23 protein-coding genes are annotated in these 25,693 nt (G+C 66.5%); 10 read left to right on the plus strand and 13 right to left on the minus strand.

Features of this window, described 5'->3' with window-relative positions:
* Window positions 1-8: 8 nt before the first annotated feature.
* Window positions 9-779, minus strand: coding sequence for a helix-turn-helix transcriptional regulator (locus MNQ99_RS10905; protein WP_241912963.1), 771 nt, complete (start codon window positions 777-779; stop codon window positions 9-11).
* 181 nt (window positions 780-960) lie between these two features.
* Between MNQ99_RS10905 and MNQ99_RS10910 the strand changes: the two genes are divergently transcribed.
* The 4 genes from MNQ99_RS10910 to MNQ99_RS10925 all read left to right on the plus strand — a co-directional run bounded on the left by MNQ99_RS10910 (window position 961) and on the right by MNQ99_RS10925 (window position 4,929).
* On the plus strand, window positions 961-1,911 hold the full coding sequence (locus MNQ99_RS10910) for an ABC transporter ATP-binding protein (protein ID WP_127512506.1): 951 nt from the start codon (window positions 961-963) through the stop codon (window positions 1,909-1,911).
* A complete protein-coding gene (locus tag MNQ99_RS10915; protein ID WP_127512505.1) occupies window positions 1,908-2,654 on the plus strand; it encodes an ABC transporter permease in 747 nt (248 codons plus the stop codon). The genes MNQ99_RS10910 and MNQ99_RS10915 overlap by 4 nt, the downstream gene beginning before the upstream one ends.
* 4 nt (window positions 2,655-2,658) lie before the next feature.
* Window positions 2,659-3,594, plus strand: coding sequence for a COX15/CtaA family protein (locus MNQ99_RS10920; RefSeq protein ID WP_127512504.1), 936 nt, complete (start codon window positions 2,659-2,661; stop codon window positions 3,592-3,594).
* 471 nt (window positions 3,595-4,065) lie between these two features.
* Window positions 4,066-4,929, plus strand: coding sequence for a neutral zinc metallopeptidase (locus MNQ99_RS10925; protein WP_241912964.1), 864 nt, complete (start codon window positions 4,066-4,068; stop codon window positions 4,927-4,929).
* Between the two features lie 44 nt (window positions 4,930-4,973).
* On the opposite strand, the gene MNQ99_RS10930 is transcribed toward MNQ99_RS10925, so the two are convergent.
* The 3 genes from MNQ99_RS10930 to MNQ99_RS10940 all read right to left on the minus strand — a co-directional run bounded on the left by MNQ99_RS10930 (window position 4,974) and on the right by MNQ99_RS10940 (window position 9,241).
* Complete coding sequence (locus tag MNQ99_RS10930; protein WP_241912965.1) at window positions 4,974-6,896, minus strand: HNH endonuclease signature motif containing protein; 1,923 nt, start codon at window positions 6,894-6,896, stop codon at window positions 4,974-4,976.
* Between the two features lie 257 nt (window positions 6,897-7,153).
* Window positions 7,154-8,092: a dihydrodipicolinate synthase family protein gene (locus MNQ99_RS10935; RefSeq protein WP_241912966.1), complete on the minus strand. Its 939-nt coding sequence runs from the start codon at window positions 8,090-8,092 to the stop codon at window positions 7,154-7,156.
* A gap of 195 nt (window positions 8,093-8,287) precedes the next feature.
* Window positions 8,288-9,241: a heme o synthase gene (locus MNQ99_RS10940; RefSeq protein WP_241915335.1), complete on the minus strand. Its 954-nt coding sequence runs from the start codon at window positions 9,239-9,241 to the stop codon at window positions 8,288-8,290.
* A gap of 370 nt (window positions 9,242-9,611) precedes the next feature.
* Between MNQ99_RS10940 and tkt the strand changes: the two genes are divergently transcribed.
* The 6 genes from tkt to pgl are packed head-to-tail and all read left to right on the plus strand — an operon-like array spanning window position 9,612 to window position 17,740.
* The gene (gene tkt / locus MNQ99_RS10945; protein WP_241912967.1) at window positions 9,612-11,717 is read left to right on the plus strand and encodes a transketolase; all 2,106 of its coding nucleotides are present in this window, start codon (window positions 9,612-9,614) and stop codon (window positions 11,715-11,717) included.
* Window positions 11,718-11,727: 10 nt separating this feature from the next.
* The gene (gene tal / locus MNQ99_RS10950; RefSeq protein WP_127515615.1) at window positions 11,728-12,852 is read left to right on the plus strand and encodes a transaldolase; all 1,125 of its coding nucleotides are present in this window, start codon (window positions 11,728-11,730) and stop codon (window positions 12,850-12,852) included.
* On the plus strand, window positions 12,849-14,459 hold the full coding sequence (locus tag MNQ99_RS10955; protein WP_241912968.1) for a glucose-6-phosphate isomerase: 1,611 nt from the start codon (window positions 12,849-12,851) through the stop codon (window positions 14,457-14,459). The genes tal and MNQ99_RS10955 overlap by 4 nt, the downstream gene beginning before the upstream one ends.
* A 2-nt stretch (window positions 14,460-14,461) precedes the next feature.
* Entirely contained in the window at window positions 14,462-16,021 is a 1,560-nt protein-coding gene (zwf, locus tag MNQ99_RS10960) for a glucose-6-phosphate dehydrogenase (protein ID WP_127515613.1), read from the plus strand.
* The gene (locus MNQ99_RS10965) at window positions 16,018-16,959 is read left to right on the plus strand and encodes a glucose-6-phosphate dehydrogenase assembly protein OpcA (protein ID WP_127515612.1); all 942 of its coding nucleotides are present in this window, start codon (window positions 16,018-16,020) and stop codon (window positions 16,957-16,959) included. The genes zwf and MNQ99_RS10965 overlap by 4 nt, the downstream gene beginning before the upstream one ends.
* Window positions 16,949-17,740: a 6-phosphogluconolactonase gene (gene pgl, locus MNQ99_RS10970; protein WP_241912969.1), complete on the plus strand. Its 792-nt coding sequence runs from the start codon at window positions 16,949-16,951 to the stop codon at window positions 17,738-17,740. The genes MNQ99_RS10965 and pgl overlap by 11 nt, the downstream gene beginning before the upstream one ends.
* Before the next feature lie 80 nt (window positions 17,741-17,820).
* On the opposite strand, the gene MNQ99_RS10975 is transcribed toward pgl, so the two are convergent.
* The 9 genes from MNQ99_RS10975 to rapZ all read right to left on the minus strand — a co-directional run bounded on the left by MNQ99_RS10975 (window position 17,821) and on the right by rapZ (window position 25,688).
* The gene (locus tag MNQ99_RS10975) at window positions 17,821-18,243 is read right to left on the minus strand and encodes an RNA polymerase-binding protein RbpA (protein ID WP_241912970.1); all 423 of its coding nucleotides are present in this window, start codon (window positions 18,241-18,243) and stop codon (window positions 17,821-17,823) included.
* A gap of 152 nt (window positions 18,244-18,395) precedes the next feature.
* Window positions 18,396-18,647, minus strand: coding sequence for a preprotein translocase subunit SecG (gene secG, locus MNQ99_RS10980; protein ID WP_127515609.1), 252 nt, complete (start codon window positions 18,645-18,647; stop codon window positions 18,396-18,398).
* A 46-nt stretch (window positions 18,648-18,693) separates the two neighbouring features.
* The gene (tpiA, locus tag MNQ99_RS10985; protein WP_241912971.1) at window positions 18,694-19,509 is read right to left on the minus strand and encodes a triose-phosphate isomerase; all 816 of its coding nucleotides are present in this window, start codon (window positions 19,507-19,509) and stop codon (window positions 18,694-18,696) included.
* A 108-nt stretch (window positions 19,510-19,617) separates the two neighbouring features.
* The gene (locus MNQ99_RS10990) at window positions 19,618-20,856 is read right to left on the minus strand and encodes a phosphoglycerate kinase (protein WP_241912972.1); all 1,239 of its coding nucleotides are present in this window, start codon (window positions 20,854-20,856) and stop codon (window positions 19,618-19,620) included.
* Window positions 20,857-20,891: 35 nt separating this feature from the next.
* Window positions 20,892-21,902 (minus strand): type I glyceraldehyde-3-phosphate dehydrogenase, encoded by a 1,011-nt coding sequence (gene gap / locus MNQ99_RS10995; RefSeq protein WP_127515606.1) that lies wholly within the window; start codon window positions 21,900-21,902, stop codon window positions 20,892-20,894.
* A gap of 83 nt (window positions 21,903-21,985) precedes the next feature.
* Window positions 21,986-22,615, minus strand: coding sequence for a superoxide dismutase (locus tag MNQ99_RS11000; protein ID WP_241912973.1), 630 nt, complete (start codon window positions 22,613-22,615; stop codon window positions 21,986-21,988).
* Window positions 22,616-22,752: 137 nt separating this feature from the next.
* Window positions 22,753-23,733, minus strand: coding sequence for a DNA-binding protein WhiA (whiA, locus tag MNQ99_RS11005; protein WP_127514553.1), 981 nt, complete (start codon window positions 23,731-23,733; stop codon window positions 22,753-22,755).
* Between the two features lie 15 nt (window positions 23,734-23,748).
* Window positions 23,749-24,789 (minus strand): gluconeogenesis factor YvcK family protein, encoded by a 1,041-nt coding sequence (locus MNQ99_RS11010; RefSeq protein ID WP_127514556.1) that lies wholly within the window; start codon window positions 24,787-24,789, stop codon window positions 23,749-23,751.
* Window positions 24,789-25,688 (minus strand): RNase adapter RapZ, encoded by a 900-nt coding sequence (rapZ, locus tag MNQ99_RS11015; RefSeq protein WP_127514558.1) that lies wholly within the window; start codon window positions 25,686-25,688, stop codon window positions 24,789-24,791. Before rapZ ends, MNQ99_RS11010 begins: the two co-directional genes overlap by 1 nt.
* Between the last annotated feature and the right edge of the window lie 5 nt (window positions 25,689-25,693).

Consider the following 25,693-nt stretch of genomic DNA (forward strand, 5'->3'; position numbering starts at 1 on the left):
GTCCGTCATCACGGCCTCTCTTGCAGATTGATGGATACTCGTCTGGTTCCTGTCGCGGGTTCGACGGGTCGAACCGCAGACCTTGTTCGGCCCACCGGGATGTGGGTCGTACAAACATGCCCCCCGCCGGCCAGCGTGGAGAGTCGCCTGACATCCACGCCCAGCAGCCGGGAAAAAACTTCAGTTTCGCTGTCGCAGAAATCCGGGAAGTCCGCTGCCAGCTGTTGCACCGGGCAGTGCCCTTGGCAGAGCTGGACTGCCAGCATCGTGCTGTGCGGCGCCTTGGATCCAACCACCGTGGTGGATCCAACAAAGCCGTCGGCGCTCAGCGCCTCCGCCAGTGCCTTGGCCCGCTCTTCGATTCCGGGCCCCGCTGCCTCCACGATCGGGCGGTAGCGTTCCTCCATGTCCCGGTACCGGTTCCGGGCAAACTCTGCGACCGCCTCGCTGCCGGCAGCCTCGCCCAACGCAGCCAACGCCGTCCGGGCAATATCCAGATAGTCATCGCCCAGCCGGGTCTGGCCCTGCCTGCTGAGCACGTACTTTCGGGCCGGGCGCCCAGCGCCGGTGGCGGAATTGGCGGTGAGCTTGACCTCGATCAAGCCCTTGCGGGACAGGGCGTCAAGGTGCCGCCGAACGGCCGCTGGAGTGAATCCGAGGATCCTGCCGAGGCCAGCAGCGCTGACCGGTCCGTGTTCCAAAACGGCATTCAAAACCCGGTCCCGGGTCCGCTCCTCGGACTCGGGCGCCTGGGCACGCAAAGAAGCACTACTGCTCATGGAATACACAACACAATCATGACGTATTCTATTCCGGCCCACCAGTAAGGCAGTCCTTAGCCGGTCCGGGCTCCTTATCCTGTCCGCGCTCCTTATCCTGTCCGCGCTCCTTATCCTGTCCGCGCTCCTTAGCCTGTGCGCGCCCTTAGCCTGCCCGCTCTACGTCCCGTAGAATGTTCGGGTGCCTACCTCCGAACCCTGCCTCGACATCCAGGGACTCGTGAAAGATCTGGGGCCGGTCGAAGCTCTGGACAACAAGATGGTCCGCGTCATTGACGGGGTCCATCTACGCGCCTACCCCGGGCAGGTTACCGCACTCCTCGGACCGAACGGTGCCGGCAAAACCACAACTTTAGCCTGCGCGCAGGGTCTGATGCCTCCCAACGGCGGGACCGTCCGACTCCTCGGCGAAAATCCGTACCAGGCGGGAGCAGCGCTCCGCAGCCGCGTGGGAGTCATGCTCCAAGAAGGCGGACTTCCGCAGGCTATCCGGCCGCTGGCGCTGCTGCAGCACGTCGCGGGGATGTACCAGAACCCGCGCAGCGTGGACGAGCTCGCAGAACGGCTCGGTATTCAGGGCTTCGCCAACACACCCATCCGTCGACTTTCCGGCGGAGAGAAACAACGAGTAGCCCTGGCGGCCGCGTTGGTGGGCGATCCGGAAGTGCTCTTCCTGGACGAGCCGAGCGCCGGCCTGGATCCACAGTCCCGGGCAGTAGTGTTCGACCTGATCCAGGAACTGCGTGCCGAAGGCCTGGGCATCATCCTCACCACGCACCTCATGGACGATGCCCAGCGTCTGGCCGACTACGTCTTCATCATCGACGCCGGCCGGACCGTCGTGCACGGCACGGTCGCGGAACTGACCGCAGCCACGGACGAAAGCGCCGGCGTCGAACGTATGCTCACCTTCGACGCTCCCCCCGGGCTGTCCCTCGACCTGCCCAAGCCGTTCACCGCCGTCGAAAATGTTCCCGGGCGCTACACAGTGGCCGGTCAACTGACCCCTGGTGTGCTGGCCGCATTGGCCGCGGAATGGGCAGCCCACAATGTCATGCCGGCTTCTATCCACATGGCGCCACGCTCGCTTGAGGATGTCTTCCTCGATATCTCCGGTAAGGATCTGCGATGAGCGCACCCGCCACCCTGATCCGCCGGATCGCCCTTCAGGGCCGCTACGAGACGATGGGCATGCTGCGCAACGGCGAACAGTTGCTGATTGCCATCGTCCTGCCGCTGCTGGCGCTCATCGGCCTCACCGTCACACCGCTGCTCGACACGTACACGGACGACCGGATTGCCATGGCAGCACCGGGCGTGCTGGCGTTGTGCACGGTGTCCACCGCGCTCACCGGCCAAGGGATAGCCACCGGATTTGACCGCCGTTACGGCGTCCTGCGGTTCCTGTCCACTACCCCGCTGGGGCAGAGCGGGTTGATCCTCGGAAAGATCATTGCGGTGCTGGCCATCATGGTCATCCAAGTTGTGGTGGTGGGTGGGACCGCCCTGTTGTTCCTCGGCTGGCAGCCTGCGCTGGGCGGCCTGCTGCCGGCGGCTGCGCAACTGGTGCTGGGTGCCGCGGCCTTCACATCGCTAGGCCTCCTGATCGCCGGCACGGTCCGGCCCGAGGCCACGCTGGCCATTACCAACCTGCTCTGGGTGCTGCTGGCCGCCGCCGGAGGTATCCTCTTCCCGGTGGCCAGTTGGCCCGATGTTTTCGAGCCCGCCGCCCACCTTTTGCCTTCGACCGCACTGGGCGACGCCCTGCGCAGCGCCCTGATCGACGCGCAGTTCAATCTCACCGCATCAATCGTGCTGCTGGTCTGGACCGTAGTGGCCAGCCTTGCCGCCATCCGCTGGTTCAAATGGAGCTAAGTCAATGACCACCGCCACCCCCAAGTCCCACGACCTCCTGGACCGGCTGCCGACCTCCGTCAACCGAACCGTCCATGGCTTGGCCATTGCGTCGCTGGTATCGCAGATCGGCATCATCATCACCGGCGGCGCCGTGCGGCTGACCAAGTCCGGCCTGGGCTGTTCCCAATGGCCCAACTGCGTGCCCGGCTCCATGACACCGACGCCCGAAATGGGCATCCACGGGCTGATCGAATTCGGCAACCGCACCCTCACGTTCATCCTGGCCATCATCGCGGTCGCCATGTTGGTCTCGCTGTGGCGCATGCGCCGGTCGCACCGCACCCTGTTCGGCCTCGCTGTTGGACTGCTCTGCGTGATCCCGGTGCAGGCCCTGATTGGCGGCATCACCGTCTGGACCGGCTTGAACCCCTGGGTGGTCAGCCTGCATTTCCTGGCTTCAGCCGCACTCGTGGCGGTTGCCACCCTGCTGGTCAACCGGACGGGGATGTATTTGCGCGGTGGCACTGCTGTAGCCGTCGCTCCAGTCCCGAGCATCCAACGCACGCTGGGCTGGACCATCGCCGCTGCCTCCGCCGCCTCCATCGTGTTGGGCACCATCGTGACCGGCACCGGCCCCCACGCCGGTGACGCCAGCGCACCCCGCCATGACTTCAACGCCGATCTGGTCACACGGATCCACGTGGTGCCGGTCTACCTTTTGGTCGCCGTAACAGTGCTGGCACTGGTGCTCGCCTACCGCCACGCAACCTCACGGCAGCTTCGCACCGGTTTGTGGTGGCTGGCCGCAGTGATTGTGCTTCAGGGCGGCATTGGCTACCTGCAGCATTTCACCGGCCTGCCGATCGGCCTGGTGCTGCTGCACATGCTCGGCTCGGCGCTGCTGACCGTTGCTGCGACGAACGTCTGGGACCGTTCGACCGGCAAGTTCCCGCTCTAGCCGCCTGGTAGGCGATCGAGTCGACAAGGTGCGGATAACCGGTCGAGTCGACAAGCGTGACCCTCCATCGTCGCCCTGACCACGAGGGATCAGTAGCACAGTACTGGCTGGCAGGCTGAGCGGGCCCAGAAAGCCCGTGATCCCTTAAATCGACGTCGGCGAGCTCCTCGGGCTCGTGGGGGCGACCGTGACGGTGCAATTGTTCGCCGTCCCGAAGACGGCCGCGCGGCAGCACCGGTACCTGCTGAGACGGATCTGAATACCGCGGCTGAACACGACTGACATCCCTAGGGGGCCTCGGCTAAGGGCCTCGGCGCCCGTTCGGGCTGACCCCTTCGGGTCGGTGAAGTGTTTTATCTAAATCGCTGAACCGGTTGTCTCTCCTCTGCCCCTTGCACCCCTTTACCTGTAGGTGATATCCCGGTCGCAATTCCATCTCAGGATAATACTGCTGGAAAGTCGAGTGAGGTCATGACTGGTGAAACCAAAAACAGATGGGGCGTGATTGCAGGTCTTCTGCTGGCAATGACCCTGGGATTATCCGGTTGCGGAGGTTCCGGCGATTCCGGCTCTTCGACCGCTAATCAGGGCGGGGCGGACTCCGCAGAAATAGGATCCGGAGCGGACGGGGGTGATACCCCTATCGAGGGGCCCGGTGTGCAGACACTCGGCGATTATTCGCAATACGGGCAAACCCCGTCCGCGGAAGTATCAGGGAATGATGCTTCTGGTGCAGGTCAGGCCGGGAACGACACGAACGCCATCACCTCGGAAGAGTTGGCCGATATTCAGACAGCCCAGGCGATCACGGATCAGTTCTGGCGCACGCATTGGAGTGAACTGTTCACTGGGACATACACGCCGCCGACGGTCGTGGGACTATACGACGGCAGAGACCCAAGCAACGCACCCACTTGCGCGGGCAAGCCACTTCAGCCGGGCAACGCCTTCTATTGCATTCCAGAGGATTACGTGGCCTGGGACGCTTCGCTCATGGAGCGCGGATTCCAATTCGGAGACGCTTGGCCTTACTTGGTCATCGCTCACGAATGGAGCCATGCAATCGCGAACCGGCTCGACCCCAGCCTGCGGTCTCAGGCCTATGAGTTGCAGGCTGACTGCTTGGCGGGCGCGACTCTGTATGGGGCGGCTGCAGACGGAACTCTTATTTTTGAACAAGGTGACCAGGACGAACTGGTTACTGCGCTGAGTTCGCTCGGCGGAAACACCCCGTGGACGAACCCGCAGGACCACGGCGACTCCTCCGAACGGGTTGCGAACTTCAACGTCGGACGCACCGGCGGCGTGCTGGCATGCTTACCGTCACAACAATAAAGAGATCTGGCCAACCGGTCTGACCTCTCTCAGGTCGTTTGACTTCAGAAGGGTGGCGGGTCCTGCTGTTGGTTCGCTGACGGCCCGTCGTGCAGCCGATCGGTTGCCGGTGGTTCGTTCGGGTGGCCTGCTGCTTGATTCTTGTGGACCGGGTGCCAGGGCGGCAACCAACCGTCATCGCTGGAGCTGTCCGCTGGCCCGGATCCCGTCGACGGTTGAACGACAAGCGGTTCGATTCGTTGCCTGTGGTCTTTCGGAAGCGCGGCGGTGACGGCGGGCGGATAGGCCGGTTGGCCGGGTGCGTCGTTGTCTTCGCCGGGCCGGTCGGTGTAGGTCCGGCCGGCCGGGGTGGTCACCTCGAACACCCCGGGCGTGGGCTGTGTCATCTTCCAGCCCGCGCGGGTTTTCAGCCCGTGGTGGGTCTCGCACGGCGGACCGAGGTTCCCGGCATCGGTTTCGCCCCGGCCGCCGTCGGCGCGGAACGCCTGGGTGTGGTCGATCTGGCAGGCCTTGCCTTGTTTGCGGCAGCCGGCGAACGGACACATCTCGTCGCGTTTGCGCACCGCCCTGGCCAGATCCGCCGGCGGCCGGTACCGGGTGCGGCCGTAGGAGAGCCTGGCCCCGGTCTCCGGATGGGTCAGGATCCGGTAGAACGACTTCGCGTCCGCGCACAGCTGCCGGGCCGCGTCCGCCGGGATCGGACCGAACCCGTCCAGCGTGGCCGGTTCCTCGCTCAACCCCAGCAGCGCCAGCACCGGGACGGTGACCGAGGGTTCGGCGTGGATCCCGGCCGCCGGGCCGGTGTCCATGCCCGCGTGCACGAGCAGGTCGGTCAACACGTCGGCCCGCAACTGCCCCGTCGACCGGGTCTCGCCGTCCTGGCCACGCAGGTGCCCGGCGGCGCGGGTGAGCCGGTCATCGATCGCGGAGGCCTGCTCGGCGGGCAGGTACGCGTTCAGCCACGCCATCCCGTCCGGTGCCGGCTCCACGCCCACGTTCCGCCGTTCCTCCGCGCGCCGGCGGCGCTTCACGATGGTTTCCGGGTGCGTGCGTTCGCGCAGCCGCCGGGCCATGCCCCGCAACGACCGCAGCGAGCGGCCCTTCACTTTGCCCAACAGGTTCTTTTCAAACCCGGCCATCGCTTCCTCCGGCAGGGACCGGCCCTGGACGACGATGACCGCTGCCTGATCACGGTCCAGGTCCCCGGCCTCCATCGCCGCCAGTGTGGCGGGGAACGATTCGTGCAGGTCGGTGGCCTGGTCCAGCCGGGCCCTCGCCTGCTGCTCTTCCAGCCCCAGCAGGCAGCCCAGTTCCTCGGCGGCCGACGTGGCGGCCAGCAACTGCCGCTGCCGCAACGTCTTACAGCCCGGCGTCGGCGGCGGCAGCTGTCCCAGCGCGGTCTGCCCCAGCCGGGCCTCCAACGCCACGTTCCGGGCGTCCAGCCAACACTCCACCCGCTGCACCGCGGCCAGATGCTCCACCGTTTCCTGATAGCCCAGCGACGCGGTTTCCGAACCGGTCAGCATGGCCAGCAGCACCGCCGGTTCCGCGCCCACCAGGGTTTCGAGGCGCTGGGCGTAATAGTCCGCGTTTGCTTTCGACTCGAACAAGCCCTCCGGCATCCAGCACCCCTCGGGCAGGTTTGGCAGTTCCGCGAACTCCGCCGGCACCGCCCCCAGCCCCGGTGGCCGGTCAACCTTGTCGTCGAGTTCCCAGGCCGCGAAGTCCTCCCGGTAGGCCCGGTTCCCCTGGTCAAGCTCCTCATCCGGGACCGGTGGGATCTGAAGGCCCGCGTACGGGTCCGGGCCCGGCTCGAACACCGGTTCCGGCCAGCGTTCCGGCACCGGTTCCTTGCGGGCCGGTTTCATCCCGGCCAGAATCCGCGCGATCGCCGCCTCACGCTCCTGCTGCGTGGGCAACCGCCGGCCCTCCCCGGAAACCGGTTCCCGCTCCGCCATCCCATCCATAACCCAACTCAACCAGCCGGGTAGGACAATTTGGGCTCGTCCCACTTCGGAAGTCAGAGTTGCCGGTGATAGCAGTGCAGGGGAGCTGGGAAGGCGGCCGAGAGCATCCGGGCGAAATCATTGCTGGGACCGGAGACGGCGTCCTGAGCTACAGAGGCGGTGTGGGGGACCCCACGTGGCAGACAGGAGGTGTGCCCGGCAACAGGAGGCAGGCCCGGCGTGGCAGGTGGTGGCCCGGCGTCCCCGCCGCCGCGGCGCTACTCCCCCGCCGACGCCCGTTCGGCCGGTCGGAATGCTTCAATGCCTTCGAGCAGTCGGGCCAGTTCCCGACGACTGCTTCCGGGCAGCGGTTGCAGTGGCAGGCGCGGGTCGCCTGCGTCGATTCCAGCCGCCCTGGCCAGGCTGTACAGGTTGCTGAGGGGCCTGAGCGTCCCGAAGTAACTCATCAACGGTGCCAGCACGGAGCGCGCCGCGTCTGTCGCTTCCGCGTCGCCGGCCTCCAGCGCATCGCGCAGCAGGCGGTAGTGCGCTGGCAAGACGGCGATCGGTCCGCCGTGCCAGGCATCGGCGGCGAATCCGGCTTCAGCGATCAAGGCATCTCCGCTCATGCCGTGGCTGAAGTCCTTCGCCTCTGCGGGCAGCAGCCGTCGGAGTTCTTCATAACGTGTGCGGAAGACACCCGGGTCAGGAGCAGATTCCTTCACCGCCACAATGTTCGGTTCAGCTGCGAGTTCTGCCACCAACTCCAAGCTAAAGCTGAACTGGGTGGTGCGCGGATTGCTATACAGGCACACCGGGAGCGCAGTCTGCCGGGCGGCCGCAACGCATTGGGCTGCGACTTCCTCGTCGGTCAACGGATAGTAGGAGACGGTGGAAACCAGCAGCCCATCGACACCCGCGGCAACGGCGTCGTCGATGTTTTGCAGGAGTTCACGGGTGCCCACGGCGCTCACGCCGGCACACACCGGCAGGCCGGGGCGCACCGCCTTGGCCGCATCCACAGCCGCTGTGATGACATCCCTCCGCTCCGCGCGGTCCAGATAGGCGAAGTTCCCGGAACTGCCGAGCACCGTCATGGCGTCGACAGGTGACTCGGCCACCGCGGAAACGTGGCGGCCCAACTCTGGAAAGTTGACGGCGCCGTCGTCGTGGAAGGGAGTCACCGGATAGGCAATTAAACCGCGGAAGGGATTCATGCCGCTATCTTAGGTCAGCGGGCGGGGCGTCTGGACATAGCGGGACGAAGGCGCCGCGAAACCGGGCGTAGCGGCCCGACGCAACCAACGACGGCGCCGCGAAACCGGGTATAGCTAGCTGGAGGCAACGACGGCGCCGCGAAACCGGGCGCAGCCAACCCGAGGCAGCCAACGCCGTCGCGAGTTGTACGGCGGTCAGCCGAAGACGGGGCCGCCGATGAAGGGGTCCAGGGCCAGTGCCAGGAACAGCACCGTCAGGTAGCTGATGGAGCCGTGGAACACGCGCATGGCGCTCTTGTTCGTGGCGGCCGGAGTTTCGGTACCGCGCTTGGCCAACGAGTACAGCCGGTGCGATTCATAGACAAACCAGCTGCCGCTCAGCAACGCCACGATGGTGTACACCCAGCCGGCGCCGCCGACCGGGGCCAGCAACAGCGAGCAGACCAGCGTGGCCCAGGCGTAAAGGACAACCTGCACGGATACCTGGCGGGCACTGGCGATGGCGCCCAGCATCGGGACGTTGGCGGCGTTGTAATCGTCGCTGTACTTCATGGACAGCGGCCAGTAGTGCGGCGGTGTCCACAGGAAGATGACCATGAACAAGATCACGGCGGGCCACGCCACCGTGTTGGTCACTGCGGCCCAGGCGATCAGCACCGGGAAGCATCCGGCAGCGCCGCCCCAGACAATGTTCTGCGAGGTACGGCGCTTGAGGATCAGCGTGTAAATGACCACGTAGAAGAAGATCGCGCCGACGCCCAGCATGCCGGCCAGCGGATTCGCGCCGAACCAGAGCAGCGCCACGGCCACAATGCCGAGCACCCAGGAGAACACCAGAGCCTCGCGAGGCGTGAGCTCGCCGGTCACCAGAGGCCGGTTCTCCGTCCGGTGCATGAGCTTGTCCATGTCCCGGTCGATGTAGCAGTTGAAGGAGCCGGCGGATCCAGCGGCCAGCGCGCCGCCGATCATCGTGGCGGCCATCAACCAGAGGTCCGGGAAGCCGCCGTAGGCGAAGATCATGGTCGGCAGGGTGGTGACCAGCAGCAGTTCCATGACACGGGGCTTGGTGAGCGCTATGTACGCTTTGGCCTTGCGCGAAAAGCCGGGCTTGGCCGGAACGGCCAACGCCTGGTCCGGCACGGTCTGCATATTCAAGGAAAAACCACTCAGTTCTGCTGGAGTCCGTCTGACACACGAAAACGCCCGGCCGCTGGGGGCGGGTCAAGGTGCACCTACATCATACTCCTTCTATCTGTCGTAGAAACCGACGCACGCGGTGGCCGCGTCGTCCGGCGCAAAAACTATGAGCGCCTGTGTGACTGCGCGCACCGTAAAGCGTCCTGCGCATTGCAGGCTCAACGGATAGAGTGGGGATCTAGTGCCAGTCCGCGGGGATATGGCGCAACAATGCTCAAGCAGTATCAACGGCGAATGGTCCACCAGGTCCGCGGTTGCGGGCGCCTTTTCCGGACCGTCGGTACTGCTATGTCGATCAGAAAGGGCCCCACCGGTGCCACATATGCAAGATCAGGAATTGTCGTGGACATCGCTGGACCAGCGGGCGGTGGACACGGTGCGCGTTCTCGCCGCCGATGCCGTGGAGAAGGTCGGCAACGGCCACCCCGGAACCGCCATGAGCCTGGCGCCGGCCGCCTACTTGATCTTCCAGCAGTTCATGCGGCACGATCCGACGGACCCGCAGTGGGTGGGCCGCGACCGCTTTGTCCTCTCCCCCGGCCACACGTCGCTGACGCTGTACATCCAGCTGTTCCTCTCCGGCTACGGCCTGGAACTGGACGACCTGAAGGCGCTGCGGACCTGGGGTTCGCTCACCCCGGGCCACCCGGAGTACAAGCACACGGCGGGCGTTGAAATCACCACCGGCCCGCTGGGCCAGGGCCTCGCCTCCGCCGTCGGTTTCGCCTACGCGCAGCGCCGCACGCGCGGCATGTACGACGCCGATGCTGCCGCCGGCGAGAGCCCCTTCGACCACACGGTGTGGGTGATCGCGTCCGACGGCGACCTGCAGGAAGGCGTCACCTCCGAGGCCTCGTCGCTGGCCGGCCACCAGGAGCTGGGCAACCTGGTGGTGCTCTACGACGACAACAAGATCTCCATCGAGGACGACACCGACATCGCCTTCAGCGAGGACGTGCTCAAGCGCTACGAGGCCTACGGCTGGCACACCCAGCGCGTGGACTGGACCAACACCGGCGAGTACGCCGAAGACATACCGGCCCTGTTCGAGGCGTTGAAGGCCGCTAAGGCCGAAACGTCGCGGCCCTCGATCATCTCGCTGCGCACCATCATTGGTTGGCCGGCCCCGAAGAAACAGAACACCGGCAAGATCCACGGCTCCGCGCTGGGCGCTGAGGAAGTTGCCGCCGTCAAGGACGTGCTCGGCTTCGATCCGGAGCAGCAGTTCGCCGTGGAGCAGGACGTGCTGGACCATGCCCGGCAGGTCGCCGCACGCGGCAAGCAGGCCCGCGCGGATTGGGACACCGGCTACCAGGCATGGCGGGAAGCCAACCCGGAAAACGCCGCACTGCTGGACCGTGTCCAGGCCTCGGAGCTGCCGAAGGACTGGGAGCAGGCACTGCCCGAGTTCCCCGCCGGCAAGGACGTGTCCACGCGAGCTGCTTCCGGCAAGGTACTCAACGCCATTGGCCCGGTGCTCCCGGAGCTGTGGGGCGGCTCGGCCGACTTGGCAGAATCGAACAACACCACCATCGAGGGCGCTCCGTCCTTCGTTCCGGAGTCGCGGCAGACCGAAATGTGGTCCGGCGGCCCGTACGGACGGGTGTTGCACTTCGGCATCCGCGAGCACGCGGCGGCGTCCATCGTCAACGGCATTGTGCTTAGCTCCAACACCAGAGCCTTCTCCGGAACGTTCCTGATCTTCAGCGACTACCAGCGGCCGGCCATCCGGCTGGGCGCGCTGATGGGCGTTCCCTCCATCTACGTCTGGACGCATGATTCGATCGGCCTCGGCGAAGACGGACCCACCCACCAGCCGGTGGAGCAGCTGGCGAGCCTGCGCGCCATCCCGGGCCTCGACGTCGTGCGCCCTGCCGATGCCAACGAAGTGGCGCAGGCGTGGAAGGCGATGCTGGAGAACCACAGCAACCCGGCCGGCATTGTGCTCACCCGGCAGAACCTGCCGGTCTACGACCGTGGAGAAGCGGGCTTCGCCTCTGCCGACAACGTGGCCAAGGGCGCGTACGTCTTGGCCGAGGCCCAGTCCGGCGGCACGGACGCGAGGCCGCAGGTGATCCTGCTGGCCACCGGCTCCGAAGTGCAGCTGGCCGTCCAGGCGCGTGAAACGCTGCAGGCGGAAGGCATTGCCACCCGCGTCGTTTCCGTGCCCTGCCTTGAGTGGTTCGCCCGCCAGGACGCCGCCTACCGCGAGTCCGTGCTGCCCGCCGGAATCAAGGCCCGGGTCTCGGTGGAGGCCGGCATCTCGCAGTGCTGGGACGGCTTGGTCGGCGACGCCGGCCGCAGCGTGTCCCTGGAGCACTACGGTGCCTCCGCCGACTACAAGACCCTGTTCCGCGAATTCGGTATCACGGCCGAGGCCGTTGTCGAGGCCGCCCGCGACTCGCTCGCACAGATTAACAACTCCTAAGGAGAACGCGATGTCCAACCCGAATACCCAGGCTCTCTCCGATGCCGGTGTCTCCATCTGGCTCGACGATCTTTCCCGCGAACGGATCAGTTCCGGGACCCTGAAGGCCCTGATCGACGAGATGAACGTCGTCGGCGTCACCACCAACCCGTCCATCTTCGCCTCGGCCCTGCAGGACGGCCGCAGCTACGAGGCACAGGTCAACCAGCTGGCCGCCGATGGCGCCGACGTGGACACGGCGGTCTTCGCCATCACCACGGCCGACGTGGCCGAAGCCTGCGACCTGTTCTCCGGACTCGCCACGGACACCGACGGCGTGGACGGGCGTGTGTCGATTGAGGTGGACCCGCGGCTGGCCCGCGACACCCGCGGCACCGTCGCCGAGGCCAAGCACCTGCACAAGGCAGTGGGCCGGACGAACGCGTTCATCAAGATTCCGGCCACCACCGAAGGCCTGGAGGCGATCACCGAGACCCTCGCGGCCGGCATCAGCGTCAACGTCACGCTGATCTTCTCGCTGCAGCGCTACCGCGAAGTGATCAACGCCTTCATGCTGGGGCTGGAGCAAGCCAAGGAAAACGGCAAGGATCTCGCCAGCCTCCACTCGGTGGCCTCCTTCTTCGTGTCCCGCGTGGACAGCGAGATCGACAAGCGCCTGGACGCGGTCGGCACCGAGGAAGCAACCGCGCTGAAGGGCAAGGCCGGCGTCGCCAATGCGCAGCTGGCGTACCAGATTTACGAAGAGCAGTTCGCCACCGAACGCTGGCAGGTCCTGGCCGCGTCCGGTGCCCGGCCGCAGCGACCCTTGTGGGCTTCCACCGGGGTGAAGAACCCGGACTACCCGGACACTTTGTACGTTACCGAACTGGTGGCCAACAACGTGGTCAACACCATGCCGGAGAAGACGCTGGAAGCCGTCGCCGACCACGGCAAGATCGAGGGTGACCGGGTGACCGGCAGCTACCGGGAAGCCAACAAGGTGCTGGATCAGATCGCCAAGGTGGGCATCTCCTACAACGAAGTGGTCGAACTGCTCGAGGACGAGGGCCTGGAGAAGTTCGTCACCAGCTGGCAGCAGCTGCGGGAGACCGTCCAGACCGCCCTGGACCAAGCGCCGGGGGCTCGGAAGGCATGAGCTCGCTGGCCTTCGAAGCATCGGGAGCGGCGCTGGCCGCTGTCCGCCGGCACATCGACACCTTGGTCGAGGACCGGGTCGCGTCCCGGATTGCCGACCAGGACAAGACCTTGTGGGGTCCGGAGGCAGAAGCGGAGGCCGCAATCCGCCTCGGCTGGGTGGATGCCGCGGCGCTCTCCAGGCCGCTGGTGGCGGACATTCTTGAGCTCCGCAGGCAACTTGCTGCCGAAGGCGTGACCCGGTTCGTGCTGGCCGGTATGGGCGGATCCTCACTGGCTCCCGAAGTCATCGCCAATACCGCCGGGGTGGAACTGACCGTGCTCGACAGCACGGATCCGCAGCAGGTAGCCGCCGCCCTGGCGGAGCGGCTTGAAGACACCGCCTTCATCGTGGCGTCCAAATCCGGTTCCACGCTGGAAACAGATTCGCAGCGCCGGGTCTTCGAACAGGCATTTGCCGACGCCGGTCTGGACGCCGCTTCGCGGATCATTGTGGTCACCGATCCCGGGTCACCGCTGGATCAGGCGTCCCGGGAGGCCGGTTACCGGGCGGTGTTCAACGCCGATCCCGACGTCGGCGGGCGTTACTCCGCGCTGACCGCTTTCGGGCTGGTCCCTTCCGGGCTGGCCGGTGTGGACATCGAAAAGCTGCTTGACGACGCCGAAGAGGCCGCCGAAGTACTCTCCGAGGACTCCGCCGACAACATGGCCCTGGCCTTGGGTGCGGCCCTGGCCAGCACTGAGCCGCTGCGCAACAAAGTGGCCATTGCCGACGAAGGCTCCGGCATTGTCGGCTTCGGCGACTGGGCCGAACAGCTGATTGCCGAGTCCACCGGCAAGCTGGGCACCGGCCTGCTGCCGGTGGTGGTCAACTCCGGTGATCCCGAGACAGTCTCCAAGGCCGCCGACGTGCTGGTCATCCGGCTGGTCTCACCCGATCACGAGGTAACCCTCGGCGCTGACGAAGTTGCCGTCGGCGGCAGCCTGGGCAGCCAGCTGCTGCTCTGGGAGTACGCCACGGCGGTGGCCGGCCGCCTGCTGGGCATCAACCCCTTCGACCAGCCGGACGTGGAGGCGGCCAAGGTCGCCGCGCGCGGACTGCTGGAAGAGCGTCCGGAGGCCCTGCTTCCCGACTTCACCGACGGCGCCGTCCAGGTCCGCGGCAGCGGGCTGGGCATGGGCAGCTCGCTCGACGACGCGCTCCGGGACCTGCTGGGCAAACTTGGGCCGGACGGCTACGTCAGCGTGCAGGCCTACCTGGACCGCTTCGGCCAGGCCGAACTGGAACGGATCCGCCCCGTGTTGGCCGAAGCCACCGGCCGTCCCGTGACCTTCGGCTGGGGACCGCGCTTCCTGCACTCCACCGGCCAGTTCCACAAGGGCGGACCGGCCACCGGCGTCTACCTGCAACTGACCGGCGAAGCAGCCGCGGACGTCCCCATCCCGGGCCGGCCGTTCAGCTTCGGCGAACTCATCGCCGCCCAGGCAGCCGGCGACGCCAACGTCCTGCGCGAGGCGGGCCGACCCGTCCTGCGCCTTCATTTGGGAGACCGTGCGGCAGGTTTGCGCCAGGTGATCGACGCCGTCTCCCGCCTCGCCGGAAAGTAGTCATGGCACCTTCCACTGCACACCGCCGTCCGGCCAACCCGCTGCGGGACCCCCGCGACCGTCGGCTTGACCGCATTGCCGGCCCGTGTTCCCTGGTGCTGTTCGGCGTGACCGGAGACCTTGCGCGGAAGAAGCTGATGCCGGCGGTCTATGACCTGGCCAACCGCGGATTGCTGCCGCCCAGCTTCGCGCTGGTCGGCTTTGCCCGCCGGCCGTGGGACGACGCCGAATTCGCGGCCCAGGTTAAAGAGTCCGTGCAGCAGCACGCCCGCACTCCGTTCCGCGAGGACATCTGGACGCATCTGGCTGCCGGCATCCGGTTTGTCGAAGGTGCATTCGACGACGACGACGCCTTCGAGCAGTTGGGCGCCACGTTGAAGGAGCTCGATGAACAGCGCGGGACCCAGGGAAACCACGCCTTCTACCTCTCGATCCCGCCCAAGGCCTTCGAGCAGGTGTGCCAGATGCTCTCCTCGCACGGCCTCGCCCAGGCCGCCGAAGATGAGCCCGGCACGCCGTGGCGTCGGGTGGTCATCGAAAAGCCCTTCGGCCATGATCTGCAGTCCGCACGCGAGTTGAACAACATCGTTGAATCGGTTTTCCCGCCGGACGCGGTATTCCGGATCGACCACTATTTGGGCAAGGAAACCGTCCAGAACCTGCTGGCGCTTCGCTTTGCCAATCAGCTGTTTGAACCGCTCTGGAACGCCAATTACGTGGACCACGTGCAGATCACCATGGCGGAAGACATCGGTATTGGCGGCCGTGCGGGCTATTACGACGGCGTCGGCGCGGCTCGCGACGTCATCCAGAACCACCTGCTCCAGCTGCTGGCCCTGACCGCCATGGAGGAACCGATCTCCTTCAACGCGGAGGACCTGCGGGCGGAAAAGGAGAAGGTGCTGGCCGCCGTCAAGCTGCCCGAGGATCTCTCCGCCCATTCGGCCCGGGGGCAGTACACCGGCGGCTGGCAGGGCGGTGAAAAGGTCACCGGCTATCTGGAGGAAGAAGGCTTTAATCCCGATTCGGTCACCGAGACCTATGCTGCGCTGCGGCTGGACATCCACACCCGGCGCTGGTCCGGTGTTCCGTTCTACCTGCGTGCCGGCAAGCGGCTGGGCCGCCGGGTGACCGAGATCGCCGTCGTGTTCAAGCGCGCACCGAACCTGCTGTTCCCGAACCACAGTGAGGACGACTTCGGCCAAAACGCGGTGGTGATCCGCGTGCAGCCGGACGAAGGCGTCACCATCCGCTTCGGTTCCAAGGTGCCCGGCACCCAAACCGAAGTCCGCGACGTCACGATGGACTTCGGCTACGGGCATGCGTTTACCGAGTCGAGTCCCGAGGCCTACGAGCGGCTGATCCTGGACGTCTTGCTCGGTGAGCCGCCGCTGTTCCCGCGGCACCAGGAGGTTGAGCTCTCGTGGAAGATCCTGGACCCGTTCGAGGAATATTGGGCCGAGAGCCGGACCAGGCCGGAGCCGTACTCCCCCGGCAGCTGGGGACCGGCGTCGGCCGATGAACTGCTGGCCCGTGACGGACGCACTTGGAGAAGGCCGTGATCAAAGACCTGAAAGACACCACCACGTCGAAGGTGTCGAAGGAGATCGTGGCCATGCGCGAGCAGGGCGGCGTCGTGGCGCTGGGCCGCGTGCTCACGCTGGTGGTGGTGACCTCGTCGGGCCACGAGGAGGAGGCCATCTTCGCTGCCAACGCCGCCAGCCGCGAGCATCCCTGCCGGATCATTGCGCTGGTGGATGCAGGTTCGGAGGCGAAGACCCGCCTCGACGCCCAAATTCGGGTCGGCGGCGACGCCGGGGCAGCCGAGGTCATCGTGCTGTACGGTTACGGCCAGCTGGCTGCCGAGAGCGAGTCCCTGGTGGCCGCCCTGCTGCTGCCCGATGCCCCGATTGTGGCCTGGTGGCCGCACGGCATGCCCAAGGATGCTTCGCGCACGTCGATCGGCCGGATTGCCCACCGCCGCATCACGGATTCCGGCAATGAGGCCGACCCGCAGCAGGCGCTGTTCAGCCTGCGTAACACCTACACCGCCGGCGATACGGATCTGGCCTGGACGCGGTTAACCAGCTGGCGCGTCCAGCTGGCTGCGGTCTTTGACCAGCTGGAGCCGGCCCCGGTGACATCCGTTGCGGTAGAGGGGGCGTCGGACTCCCCCAGCACCGTCCTGCTGGCCGCGTGGCTGACGCAGGCCTTGAACGCGCCGGTGACCATCGTGGAGGCCCTCGCGGGCACCGGCATCAGGGGGGTGGAGATCTCGCGGACAACCGGCGACATCCGCATCCTGCGTCCCGGCCCCAGCGTGGCCGAGCTGCTGATGCCCGGCCAACCGGTCCAGCGGATCTCGCTGCCGCGCCGGCCGCTGGAAGAGTGCCTGGCCGAAGAGCTGCGCCGGCTCGACCCGGATGACGTGTTCGGTGAAGTATTGACCGATGGATTGCCCCGGACCAATTTGAGGAGCGTGCGCCGCAGTGACCGCTGAACCACACGTCATAGTCCATTCCGACGTCGCCGCCCTCGCGGGCGCGACCGCGCAGAGGCTTGTCGATCGGCTGGCGGCCATCCAGGCCGAACGCGGCGAAGCCACCGTGGTGCTCACCGGCGGCAGCCTGGGTATCAACACGCTGAAGGCGGTCGCCGCGGTTGGACTTCCTGCCGGCTTCGACTGGTCGAAGGTGAATGTCTGGTGGGGCGACGAACGCTTCGTCGCGAAGGACAGCCCGGACCGTAACGAGCGGCAGGCACGCGAGGCACTGCTGGACCGGCTTCCCCTGGACCCGGCGCGAGTGCACCCCTTCGGTGCCGCCGGAGAATACGCCGACCCGGATGCGGCCGCCGTCGCCTACTCCGCAGCCCTCCGACGGGCTGCGGCCGACGAGGGCACGAGTGGCCCGGTGCCGAAGCTGGATGTGCTGCTGCTGGGCGTCGGCCCTGACGCACACATTGCATCGCTGTTTCCCGAAATGGCCGGCATCCGTACGGAAGACCGCTCGGCAGTAGGTGAAACCGATGCCCCGAAGCCGCCGCCGGAGCGCGTCTCCCTCACGCTGCCCGCGATCAATGCGGCGGACGAAGTGTGGCTGGTGGTGGGCGGCAGTGACAAGGCCGGCGCGGTGGGGCTGGCCTTGGCCGGGGCCAGCCCGGTGCAGGTTCCCGCCGCCGGCGCACGCGGGCGCAAGCGCACCGTATGGCTGCTGGATCAGGACGCGGCATCCAAGCTGCCGGAGACGCTGCTCTCCCCGGCCGACGACGGCGACGACTAGGAACCTAAATCTGCCATCGGCCGGCGCGACCGTCGACCGTCGACCGTGTGCCATCGTGTCGAAGGCTGCCCTGCGAGCCTCTAGTCGCCCCGGCGCTGGCGGCCCGACTCCGCCCGACGAAGTGCTTCCCGCCGGCGCCGCCGCAACTTCTCCAGGGCCTGTTCCACCACAGCCTCGGCCTCGTCCGGGCTGCGCCGTTCCTTGGCGTACTCCAGGTGGCTCTTATAGGGCTCGTCGCTGCTGCGGGCCTCGGCACCGCCCCCGCCAGGTTCCCGGGCGGCCGTCTGGCCACAGTGCGGGCAATCCCATGAAGTGGGGATGTCGGCTTCGCTGAGATTGGCGAAAACCGGTGTGGTCTGGTGTCCCTTCGGGCACCAGTAGGTGACCGGGACTTTGGTGACCGGCACCACCGTCCGGCCCGTCACGGCCTGCCACCCGGCAAGCCCGGCGCCCGTTTCGGAACCGACCCGGACGGCCCGGAAGGAATTCGACGGATCAACCATGTTTGCCCCCGATTACCAGAATGGATGCCCCCTGCATCGGGCACCAGTCTACGGTGGGAACAGCGCAGGGTTAAGGGGTTGGGCAAAGTCTCTCGGAATTCCGGCCCCGCCGAAACCGGTCCGGTTAACGGTAGGGCCGGAAGAAAAGTCGCTTAGGATTCCGCGCTGAAACGCATCATGAGGCCGAGAGCCACGATGACCGTGCCCCAGACCAGTCCAAGAACCACCGTGAACCGGTTGAGGTTTCGCTCTGCGACGCCGGAAGATCCCAGGCTGGTGGTCATGCCACCGCCGAACATGTCGGACATGCCGCCACCGCGCCCCTTGTGGAGCAGGATGAGCAGGGTCAGCAGCAGGCTGGTGATGCCGAGCAGGATTTGCAGAGTGATCTTCAGAGCTTCCACAGTGGCCTTTCGTCAGCTGTCGGGATATCCCAGTGGCGGGCAGACATCACTTTGTCAGCAGATGGTGTTCGAACCTGACAATATTAGCAAATTCGCCCGCGTCCAGGCTGGCCCCGCCAACCAACACGCCGTCTACGTCGCGCTCGTTCAGGATTGCGGCAGCGTTACCCGCCTTCACGGACCCGCCGTAGAGCAGACGGACGCCGGCTGCCACACTCTCATCGAACAGCACGGCCATCTCGGCGCGGAGGGCGGCGCACATCTCCTGAGCGTCTTCAGGACCGGCCACCTCCCCCGTACCGATCGCCCAGACCGGTTCGTAAGCGATGACCAGCCTGGCCGCTTGCTCGGCATCGAGGCCGGCCGCATTGGCACGCAACTGGCTGAGCGTGTGCTCCACGTGGCTTCCGGCTTGGCGCACCTCAAGGCCCTCGCCGACGCACAGAATGGGGGTCAGCTTGTGCCGGTAGGCCGCCTTCAGCTTCTCATTCAGCAGAGCGTCGGCCTCGCCGTGGATTTCGCGCCGCTCGGAATGGCCCACCAGCGCATACGTGCAGCCCAGCTTGGCCAGGAACTGTCCGGAAATGTCCCCGGTGTACGCGCCGGAGTCATGCGGCGAGAGGTCTTGTGCACCGTAAACAAGCTTCAGGTTGTCTCCGTTGACCAGCGTCTGTACGCCGCGCAAATCTGTGAACGGGGGGAAGACCGCCACTTCCACCCGGGCGTAGTCGTGCCGGGCATCGCTGAGCGTCCAGGCCAACTTCTGCAGCAACGTGATGCCCTGGACATGGTCCATGTTCATCTTCCAGTTGCCGGCGATCAGCGGTTTGCGGTCGAACTTGCCGTTGGTCGAAGTGGTCACTGCGGTCTCCATCTGTGGTGCTGGGCGTCGTTCTGCGCGGCCGGGCCGCGCTGTGGCTTGGGCAATGCCGGAACCACCCTCGCCTGGCGGCGAGGGGCCCGGCTGCCGTCAGCGGTCCAGTGCGGCGAGGCCGGGCAGTTCCTTGCCTTCAAGGTATTCCAGGCTGGCACCGCCGCCGGTTGAGATATGGCCGAAGGCGTCGTCGTCGAAGCCCAGGGTACGCACCGCAGCGGCGGAATCGCCGCCGCCGACCACGGTGAAGCCGTCGCTTCCGGTGAGGGCCTTGGCCACCGTGCGGGTCCCATTGGCGAAGGCATCAAATTCGAACACGCCCATCGGCCCGTTCCAGAAGACCGTATTAGCCGAATGGATCTGGTGGGCGAAGGCTTCGGCCGACTCCGGACCGATGTCCAAACCAATGCCATCGGCGCCGAACGATGCCGATTCGATGCTGTCTGCGGGCACCACTTCCCACGCCGCGTCGGCGGCGAACTTCTCCGCGACCACGATGTCGGTGGGGAGGATGAACGTGCATCCCAGTTCCTTGGCACGGGCGAGGTAGCCGCGCACCGTGTCCAGCTGGTCCTTTTCCAGCAGGCTGGCGCCGACCTTGTGGCCTTGGGCCGCGAGGAAGGTGAAGACCATTCCGCCGCCGACCAGCAGGTAGTCGGCCTTGCCCAGCAGGTTCTCGATCACGGCCAGCTTGTCCGAGACCTTGGATCCGCCCAGCACCACCACATACGGCCGTTGCGGGGCCTCGGTGAGGCGGTTCAGCACCTGGAGCTCTGTTCGCACCAGGTCGCCCTGGTAAGCAGTGAGCAGGCGGGTGATGTCGAAGACCGAAGCATGTTTGCGGTGCACGGCACCGAACGCATCGTCCACGTAGGCACCGTCGTCGGCCGTGAGGGCGGCTAGTTCGGCGGCAAAAGCCTCACGCTCGGAGTCGTCCTTGCTGGTTTCGCGCGGATCGAAGCGCACGTTCTCCAGCACCAGCACTTCGCCGTCCTGCAGGCCGGCGGCTGCCTCCCGGGCAGCCGGACCCACCGTGTCCTCGGCGAACTTGACCGTGACAGCCGCCAGCTCTTTCAGCCGGGCGACCGCGGGGCGCAGCGAGAACTTCTCCTCGGGCGCGCCTTTGGGCCGGCCAAGGTGGGCCGTCACGATGACCCGGGCCCCGGCCTCCGCCAGCTTGGTGATGACCGGCAGCGACGCGCGGATGCGTCCGTCGTCGGACACCTTCAGCTGAGGCGATTCGCCCTCCAAGGGGACGTTCAGGTCCGAACGGACCAACACGTGGCGTCCACGGACTCCGGCGGCCAACAGTTCATCGAGAGAATGTGCAGTCATTTCTACCTTCGTGCGGAGGACGGGTGGTGCCGTGCCTAGGACAGCTTTGAGGCGATCAGGACAGTCAGATCCAACAGCCGGTTGGAGTAGCCCCACTCGTTGTCGTACCAGCCAACAACTTTCACCTGGTTACCCATAACCTTAGTCAGTCCCGAGTCGAAGATCGAAGACGCCGGGTCTGTGACGATATCGGACGACACGATGGGGTCCTCGGTATAGGTCAGGATTCCGGCCCAGTGTGGGTCCGCGGCGGCGTCCTTGAAGGCCGCGTTGACCTCTTCTACCGTCGCTTCGCGGGACAGCGTGACGGTCAGGTCCGTCATGGACCCGGTGGGCACTGGCACCCGCACCGCGAAGCCGTCCAACTTACCCTGCAGCTCGGGGAGCACCCGCCCAATGGCCTTCGCCGCGCCGGTTGACGTCGGCACCAGGTTGATGGCCGCCGCCCGGGCGCGCCGCAGGTCCCGGTGCGGGCCGTCCTGCAGGTTCTGGTCGGCGGTGTAGGCGTGAATGGTGGTCATAAGCCCGTGCTCGATGCCGAACTTCTCGTGCAGCACCTTGGCCAGCGGTGCCAGGCAGTTGGTAGTGCAGGAGGCGTTTGAAATCAGGTGGTGCGCATCGGCGTCGTACTCGCTGTCATTGACGCCCATCACGATGGTGATGTCCTCGTCCTTGGCGGGCGCGGAGACCAAGACCTTCTTGGCGCCGGCCTCCATGTGCTTGCGGGCGCCGCCGCTCTTGTTGAACCGCCCGGTGGATTCGATCACGATGTCCACGTCGAGATCGCCCCACGGCAGGGCTGCCGGGTCCTTCTCCGACAGGACGCGGATCTTCCGGCCGCCGACCATCAGGTTGCCGGCGTCCACCTCCACCGTTTCCGGAAGGATGCCCAGCACGCTGTCGTATTTGAGCAAGTGGGCCAGCGTGTCCGCGTCGGTCAAGTCATTGATGGCCACGATTTCCAGCTCCGACTTTTTGGCCAGAGCTGCGCGGAAGTAGCTGCGGCCGATCCGGCCGAATCCGTTGATACCAACTCGAGTAGTCATGTGCGTCTACCTCCTGGAGGAGAGTGCGACCGGTGCGGGGTTTCCCATGATCCGGGCCCGGCCGGTGCCTTGTGGGTGCGGCCCTATTTGGCCGGGGTGATCAGCGCGGAAGCGCCGGTGCGGGCGGCGTCGAAGCGGGCGGCGACGTCGGCCCAGTTGACGATGTTCCAGAACGCCTTGACGTAGTCGGCCTTGACGTTGACGTAGTCCAGGTAGAAGGCGTGCTCCCACATGTCCAGCATCAGCAGCGGGATGGTGCCCACCGGGATGTTGCCTTGCTGGTCGTAGAGCTGCTCGATGACCAGATTGCCGCCCAGCGGTTCGTAGGCCAGCACGGCCCAGCCCGAGCCCTGCAGGCTCAGCGCTGCGGCGCCGAAGTGGCCGCGGAACGCGTCGAAGGAACCGAAGTACTCATCGATCGCCGAGGCCAGTTCGCCGGTGGGCTTGTCGCCGCCTTCCGGGGAGAGGTTCTTCCAGAAGATCGAGTGGTTGGTGTGCCCGCCGAGGTGGAAGGCCAGATCCTTGGACAGCTTCGGCACGTTGCCGAATTCGCCCTTGGAGCGGGCGTCGGCCAGCTGCTCCAGCGCGGTGTTGGCGCCGGCCACGTAGGTGGCGTGGTGCTTGGAGTGGTGCAGCTCCATGATCCGGGCCGAGATATGCGGCTCCAGGGCTGCGTAATCATAGTCGAGCTCGGGCAGTTCGTACGTGCTCATGGTTTCCTCCGTCTTCTCCCGGCCGCGGTCCGCGGCTGGGTCGGATTGTCCAACCGGACGGAGGATTCCGTCCGGCAGCTCTCAAACCGGTCTTCGTTGACCGTACCGCCGGACCCGGCGGGCTGCCCATCCCGTATCTAGTCGTCCAGCATCTCCGGCGTGACATTGGCTTCGGTCCCCGGGATGCGCAACTCTGCCGCCCGTTTGTCGGCCATGGCCAACAGCCGGCGGATCCGGCCGGCGATGGCATCCTTGGTCATCGCCGGGTCCGCCAGACGGCCGAGTTCGTCCAGCGAGGCTTGCTTGTGCGCCACCCGCAGTTCGCCGGCGTAGCGCAAGTGCTCGGGCACATCTTCACCGAGGATCTCCAGCGCCCGCTCAACCCGTGCGCCAGCCGCCACCGCGGCCTGGGCCGAGCGCCGCAGGTTGGCGTCGTCGAAGTTGGCCAGCCGGTTGGCGGTGGCCCGCACTTCCTTGCGCATCCGGCGTTCTTCCCACACCATCAGCGCATCATGGGCGCCCATCCGGGTCAAGAGCGCGGCGATGCTGTCACCGTCCCGGATCACCACCCGGTCCACGCCCCTGACCTCGCGTGCTTTGGCCCCAATGCCCAAACGGCGGGCCGCACCGACCAGCGCCAGCGCCGCTTCCGGACCGGGGCAGGTGACTTCCAGCGCGGACGAGCGGCCGGGCTCGGTCAGCGATCCGTGCGCCAGGAAAGCGCCGCGCCACACCGCCTCGGCGTCGGCAGCCGAACCGTTGACCACCACGGAAGGCAGCCCGCGGACCGGACGGCCGCGGCCATCCAGCAGGCCGGTTTGCCGAGCCAGGGACTCCCCGTCCCTGACGACGCGCACCACGTAGCGGTTCCCGCGGCGCAGGGCGCCGCCGGAGACCACGATGATGTCGCCGCTGTGCCCATATACTTCCGCGATGGCGGTACGCAGCCGCCGGGCCGTCGCAGCCAGATCAACTTCCGCCTCAATAACAATGCGGCCGGAAATGATGTGAAGTCCGCCGGCAAAACGGAGCGTCGCGGAGACCTCCGCCTTCCGGACCTGGGACTTCTTGATGTCGAGGCGAGCAAGCTCATCCTTGACTGCTGCGGTCAGCGCCATGCACCTAGTCCTTACCTAATCCTTGTGGCCTTCGAAAATGTCGTGGTAGGCACTCGCCAGTCTCAACGGATCGTGTACGGGGCGTCCGCCTGAGCTTCCTACTCTACCGAAGACCACGCGCGCACCGAGTTCTCCGGCGGCTTCCTCGAACTGCTCCCCGTTTTCGATCACCCGCGGATCGGCCAGCACCGCGTCGAAACGCATGCCGGGAGCGCAGCGCTTCAGGGCCGCCAGATGGTCAGCCGCGGTCATGCCTGACGTCTCCTTGGTATCCACCGAGAGGTTCATGGTCAGGCACCGCCGCGCCGGGGTGTTGCACAGCGCCTCGCGCATCTCCTTGAGCATCAGATGCGGCAGCACGGAGGTATACCAGGAGCCGGGACCCAGGATCACCCAGTCGGCAAGTTCGACGGCGTTGAGCGCCTCCACGCAGGCCGGGGCGTCGTCGGGCAGCAGGCGAACGTCATTCACGTGGCTGTTCCGGCCGGCCGCGGCGAGCCGGGACTGGCCGGAGATCAGCGCGCTCCGCAACCGCCCGTCCTCGTCCTCCACCAGCACGTCGCCCTCGATGGTCAGCGGCACGGTGGCCATCGGCAGTACCTCGCCGCGCGCCCCCAGCAGGGCGCCGGCCCACTTGAGTCCCGCCACCGGGTCCCCCAGCAACTCCCACAAGGTGACAATCAGCAAGTTTCCCAGGGCATGGTTGTCCAGCGACCGCTCGGACCCCGGGGACGACTTGAAGCGGTGCTGCATCACGTCGCGCCAGGTCCGGCCCCAGTCGGTGTCGTCGCACAGGGCGGCCAGCGCCATCCGCAGGTCCCCGGGCGGCAGCACGCCGAACTCCTCGCGCAGGCGGCCGGAGGATCCGCCGTCGTCGGCCACCGTGACAATGGCGGTCAACTCGGTGGTGAGCAGGCGCAGCGCACCCAGCGAGGCGGACAGCCCGTGCCCGCCGCCCAACGCGACCACGGAGGGCGGTGCCCCGCTCTCCCCGGTCCGGCTGCGGGAGGTACCCGGGACCGGAACCAGCGGCAACGGTCCGGTCAGGATTGCCACTATTCGCGCCCCAGGTCCCGGTGCTGGACGGTCACCCTGACGCTGGGCAACTGGGCCAACCGCTTGCCGATTTCCTCGGCGACCGCGACCGACCGGTGCTTGCCACCGGTACATCCGATGGCAATGGTTCCGTAGTGCTTGTTTTCCCGGCGGTAGCCCTCCAGCACCGGCTCCAGCGCGTCCACATAGCGGTTGACGAACTCTTCGGCGCCGGAATCCACCAGCACGTAGTCACGGACCTTCTCGTCCAGCCCGGTGAAGGGGCGCAGTGCGGGTACCCAGTGCGGGTTCGGAATGAAGCGGACATCGGCGACGAAGTTCGCGTCCACCGGCAGCCCGTACTTGAAGCCGAAGCTGATCACGTTGATGCGCAGCACGATGGGGCCGGAGTCGGTAAAAAGTTCCGTAATCGCCGTGGCGAGGGCGTGCACGTTCATTTCGGTGGTCTCCACCACCAGGTCGGCTGAGTCCTTCAGACTGCTCAGCAGCTCACGTTCGGCGGTGATGCCGTCGGAAATGCGGCCGTCGCCCTGCAGCGGGTGGGGCCGCCGGCCCTGTTCGAAGCGTCGGACCAAGACGTCGTCTGAGGCGTCCAGGAACAGCATCCGGTAGTGGACCCCGCTGGCGGCCAGGGCATGCAGTGCCTCGCGAATGTCGCGGAACAGGCTTTGGCTGCGCACGTCCACCACCACGGCCAGCTTGGGCAGCGACTGGGGCATCCGCGACACCAGTTCGGCCAGCGTGCCGAGCATTTGCGGCGGCAGGTTGTCCACCACGTACCAGCCATGGTCTTCCAGCGCGTGGGCCGCCGTGGTCCGGCCGGCTCCCGACATGCCGGTGACCACCAGGAGTTCGGATTCCACCGGCTTCTCCGGCGTCAGATCCTCGTCCACCGTCATCGTCG

The sequence above is a fragment of the Arthrobacter sulfonylureivorans genome, from assembly GCF_022637435.1.
GTDB classification, from domain to species: domain Bacteria; phylum Actinomycetota; class Actinomycetes; order Actinomycetales; family Micrococcaceae; genus Crystallibacter; species Crystallibacter sulfonylureivorans.

What these genes read in the sequence shown, in the direction of transcription:
- gap (WP_127515606.1), bottom strand. Translation starts at nt 21,902, where the DNA reads ATGACTACTCGAGTTGGTATCAACGGATTCGGCCGGATCGGCCGCAGC.
- MNQ99_RS10925 (WP_241912964.1), top strand. Translation starts at nt 4,066, where the DNA reads ATGACTGGTGAAACCAAAAACAGATGGGGCGTGATTGCAGGTCTTCTG.
- MNQ99_RS10935 (WP_241912966.1), bottom strand. Translation starts at nt 8,092, where the DNA reads ATGAATCCCTTCCGCGGTTTAATTGCCTATCCGGTGACTCCCTTCCAC.
- MNQ99_RS10940 (WP_241915335.1), bottom strand. Translation starts at nt 9,241, where the DNA reads ATGCAGACCGTGCCGGACCAGGCGTTGGCCGTTCCGGCCAAGCCCGGC.
- MNQ99_RS10920 (WP_127512504.1), top strand. Translation starts at nt 2,659, where the DNA reads ATGACCACCGCCACCCCCAAGTCCCACGACCTCCTGGACCGGCTGCCG.
- MNQ99_RS10990 (WP_241912972.1), bottom strand. Translation starts at nt 20,856, where the DNA reads ATGACTGCACATTCTCTCGATGAACTGTTGGCCGCCGGAGTCCGTGGA.
- MNQ99_RS10930 (WP_241912965.1), bottom strand. Translation starts at nt 6,896, where the DNA reads ATGGATGGGATGGCGGAGCGGGAACCGGTTTCCGGGGAGGGCCGGCGG.
- MNQ99_RS10905 (WP_241912963.1), bottom strand. Translation starts at nt 779, where the DNA reads ATGAGCAGTAGTGCTTCTTTGCGTGCCCAGGCGCCCGAGTCCGAGGAG.
- tal (WP_127515615.1), top strand. Translation starts at nt 11,728, where the DNA reads ATGTCCAACCCGAATACCCAGGCTCTCTCCGATGCCGGTGTCTCCATC.
- whiA (WP_127514553.1), bottom strand. Translation starts at nt 23,733, where the DNA reads ATGGCGCTGACCGCAGCAGTCAAGGATGAGCTTGCTCGCCTCGACATC.
- MNQ99_RS10975 (WP_241912970.1), bottom strand. Translation starts at nt 18,243, where the DNA reads ATGGTTGATCCGTCGAATTCCTTCCGGGCCGTCCGGGTCGGTTCCGAA.
- rapZ (WP_127514558.1), bottom strand. Translation starts at nt 25,688, where the DNA reads ATGACGGTGGACGAGGATCTGACGCCGGAGAAGCCGGTGGAATCCGAA.
- tkt (WP_241912967.1), top strand. Translation starts at nt 9,612, where the DNA reads ATGCAAGATCAGGAATTGTCGTGGACATCGCTGGACCAGCGGGCGGTG.
- MNQ99_RS10955 (WP_241912968.1), top strand. Translation starts at nt 12,849, where the DNA reads ATGAGCTCGCTGGCCTTCGAAGCATCGGGAGCGGCGCTGGCCGCTGTC.
- MNQ99_RS11000 (WP_241912973.1), bottom strand. Translation starts at nt 22,615, where the DNA reads ATGAGCACGTACGAACTGCCCGAGCTCGACTATGATTACGCAGCCCTG.
- MNQ99_RS10915 (WP_127512505.1), top strand. Translation starts at nt 1,908, where the DNA reads ATGAGCGCACCCGCCACCCTGATCCGCCGGATCGCCCTTCAGGGCCGC.
- zwf (WP_127515613.1), top strand. Translation starts at nt 14,462, where the DNA reads ATGGCACCTTCCACTGCACACCGCCGTCCGGCCAACCCGCTGCGGGAC.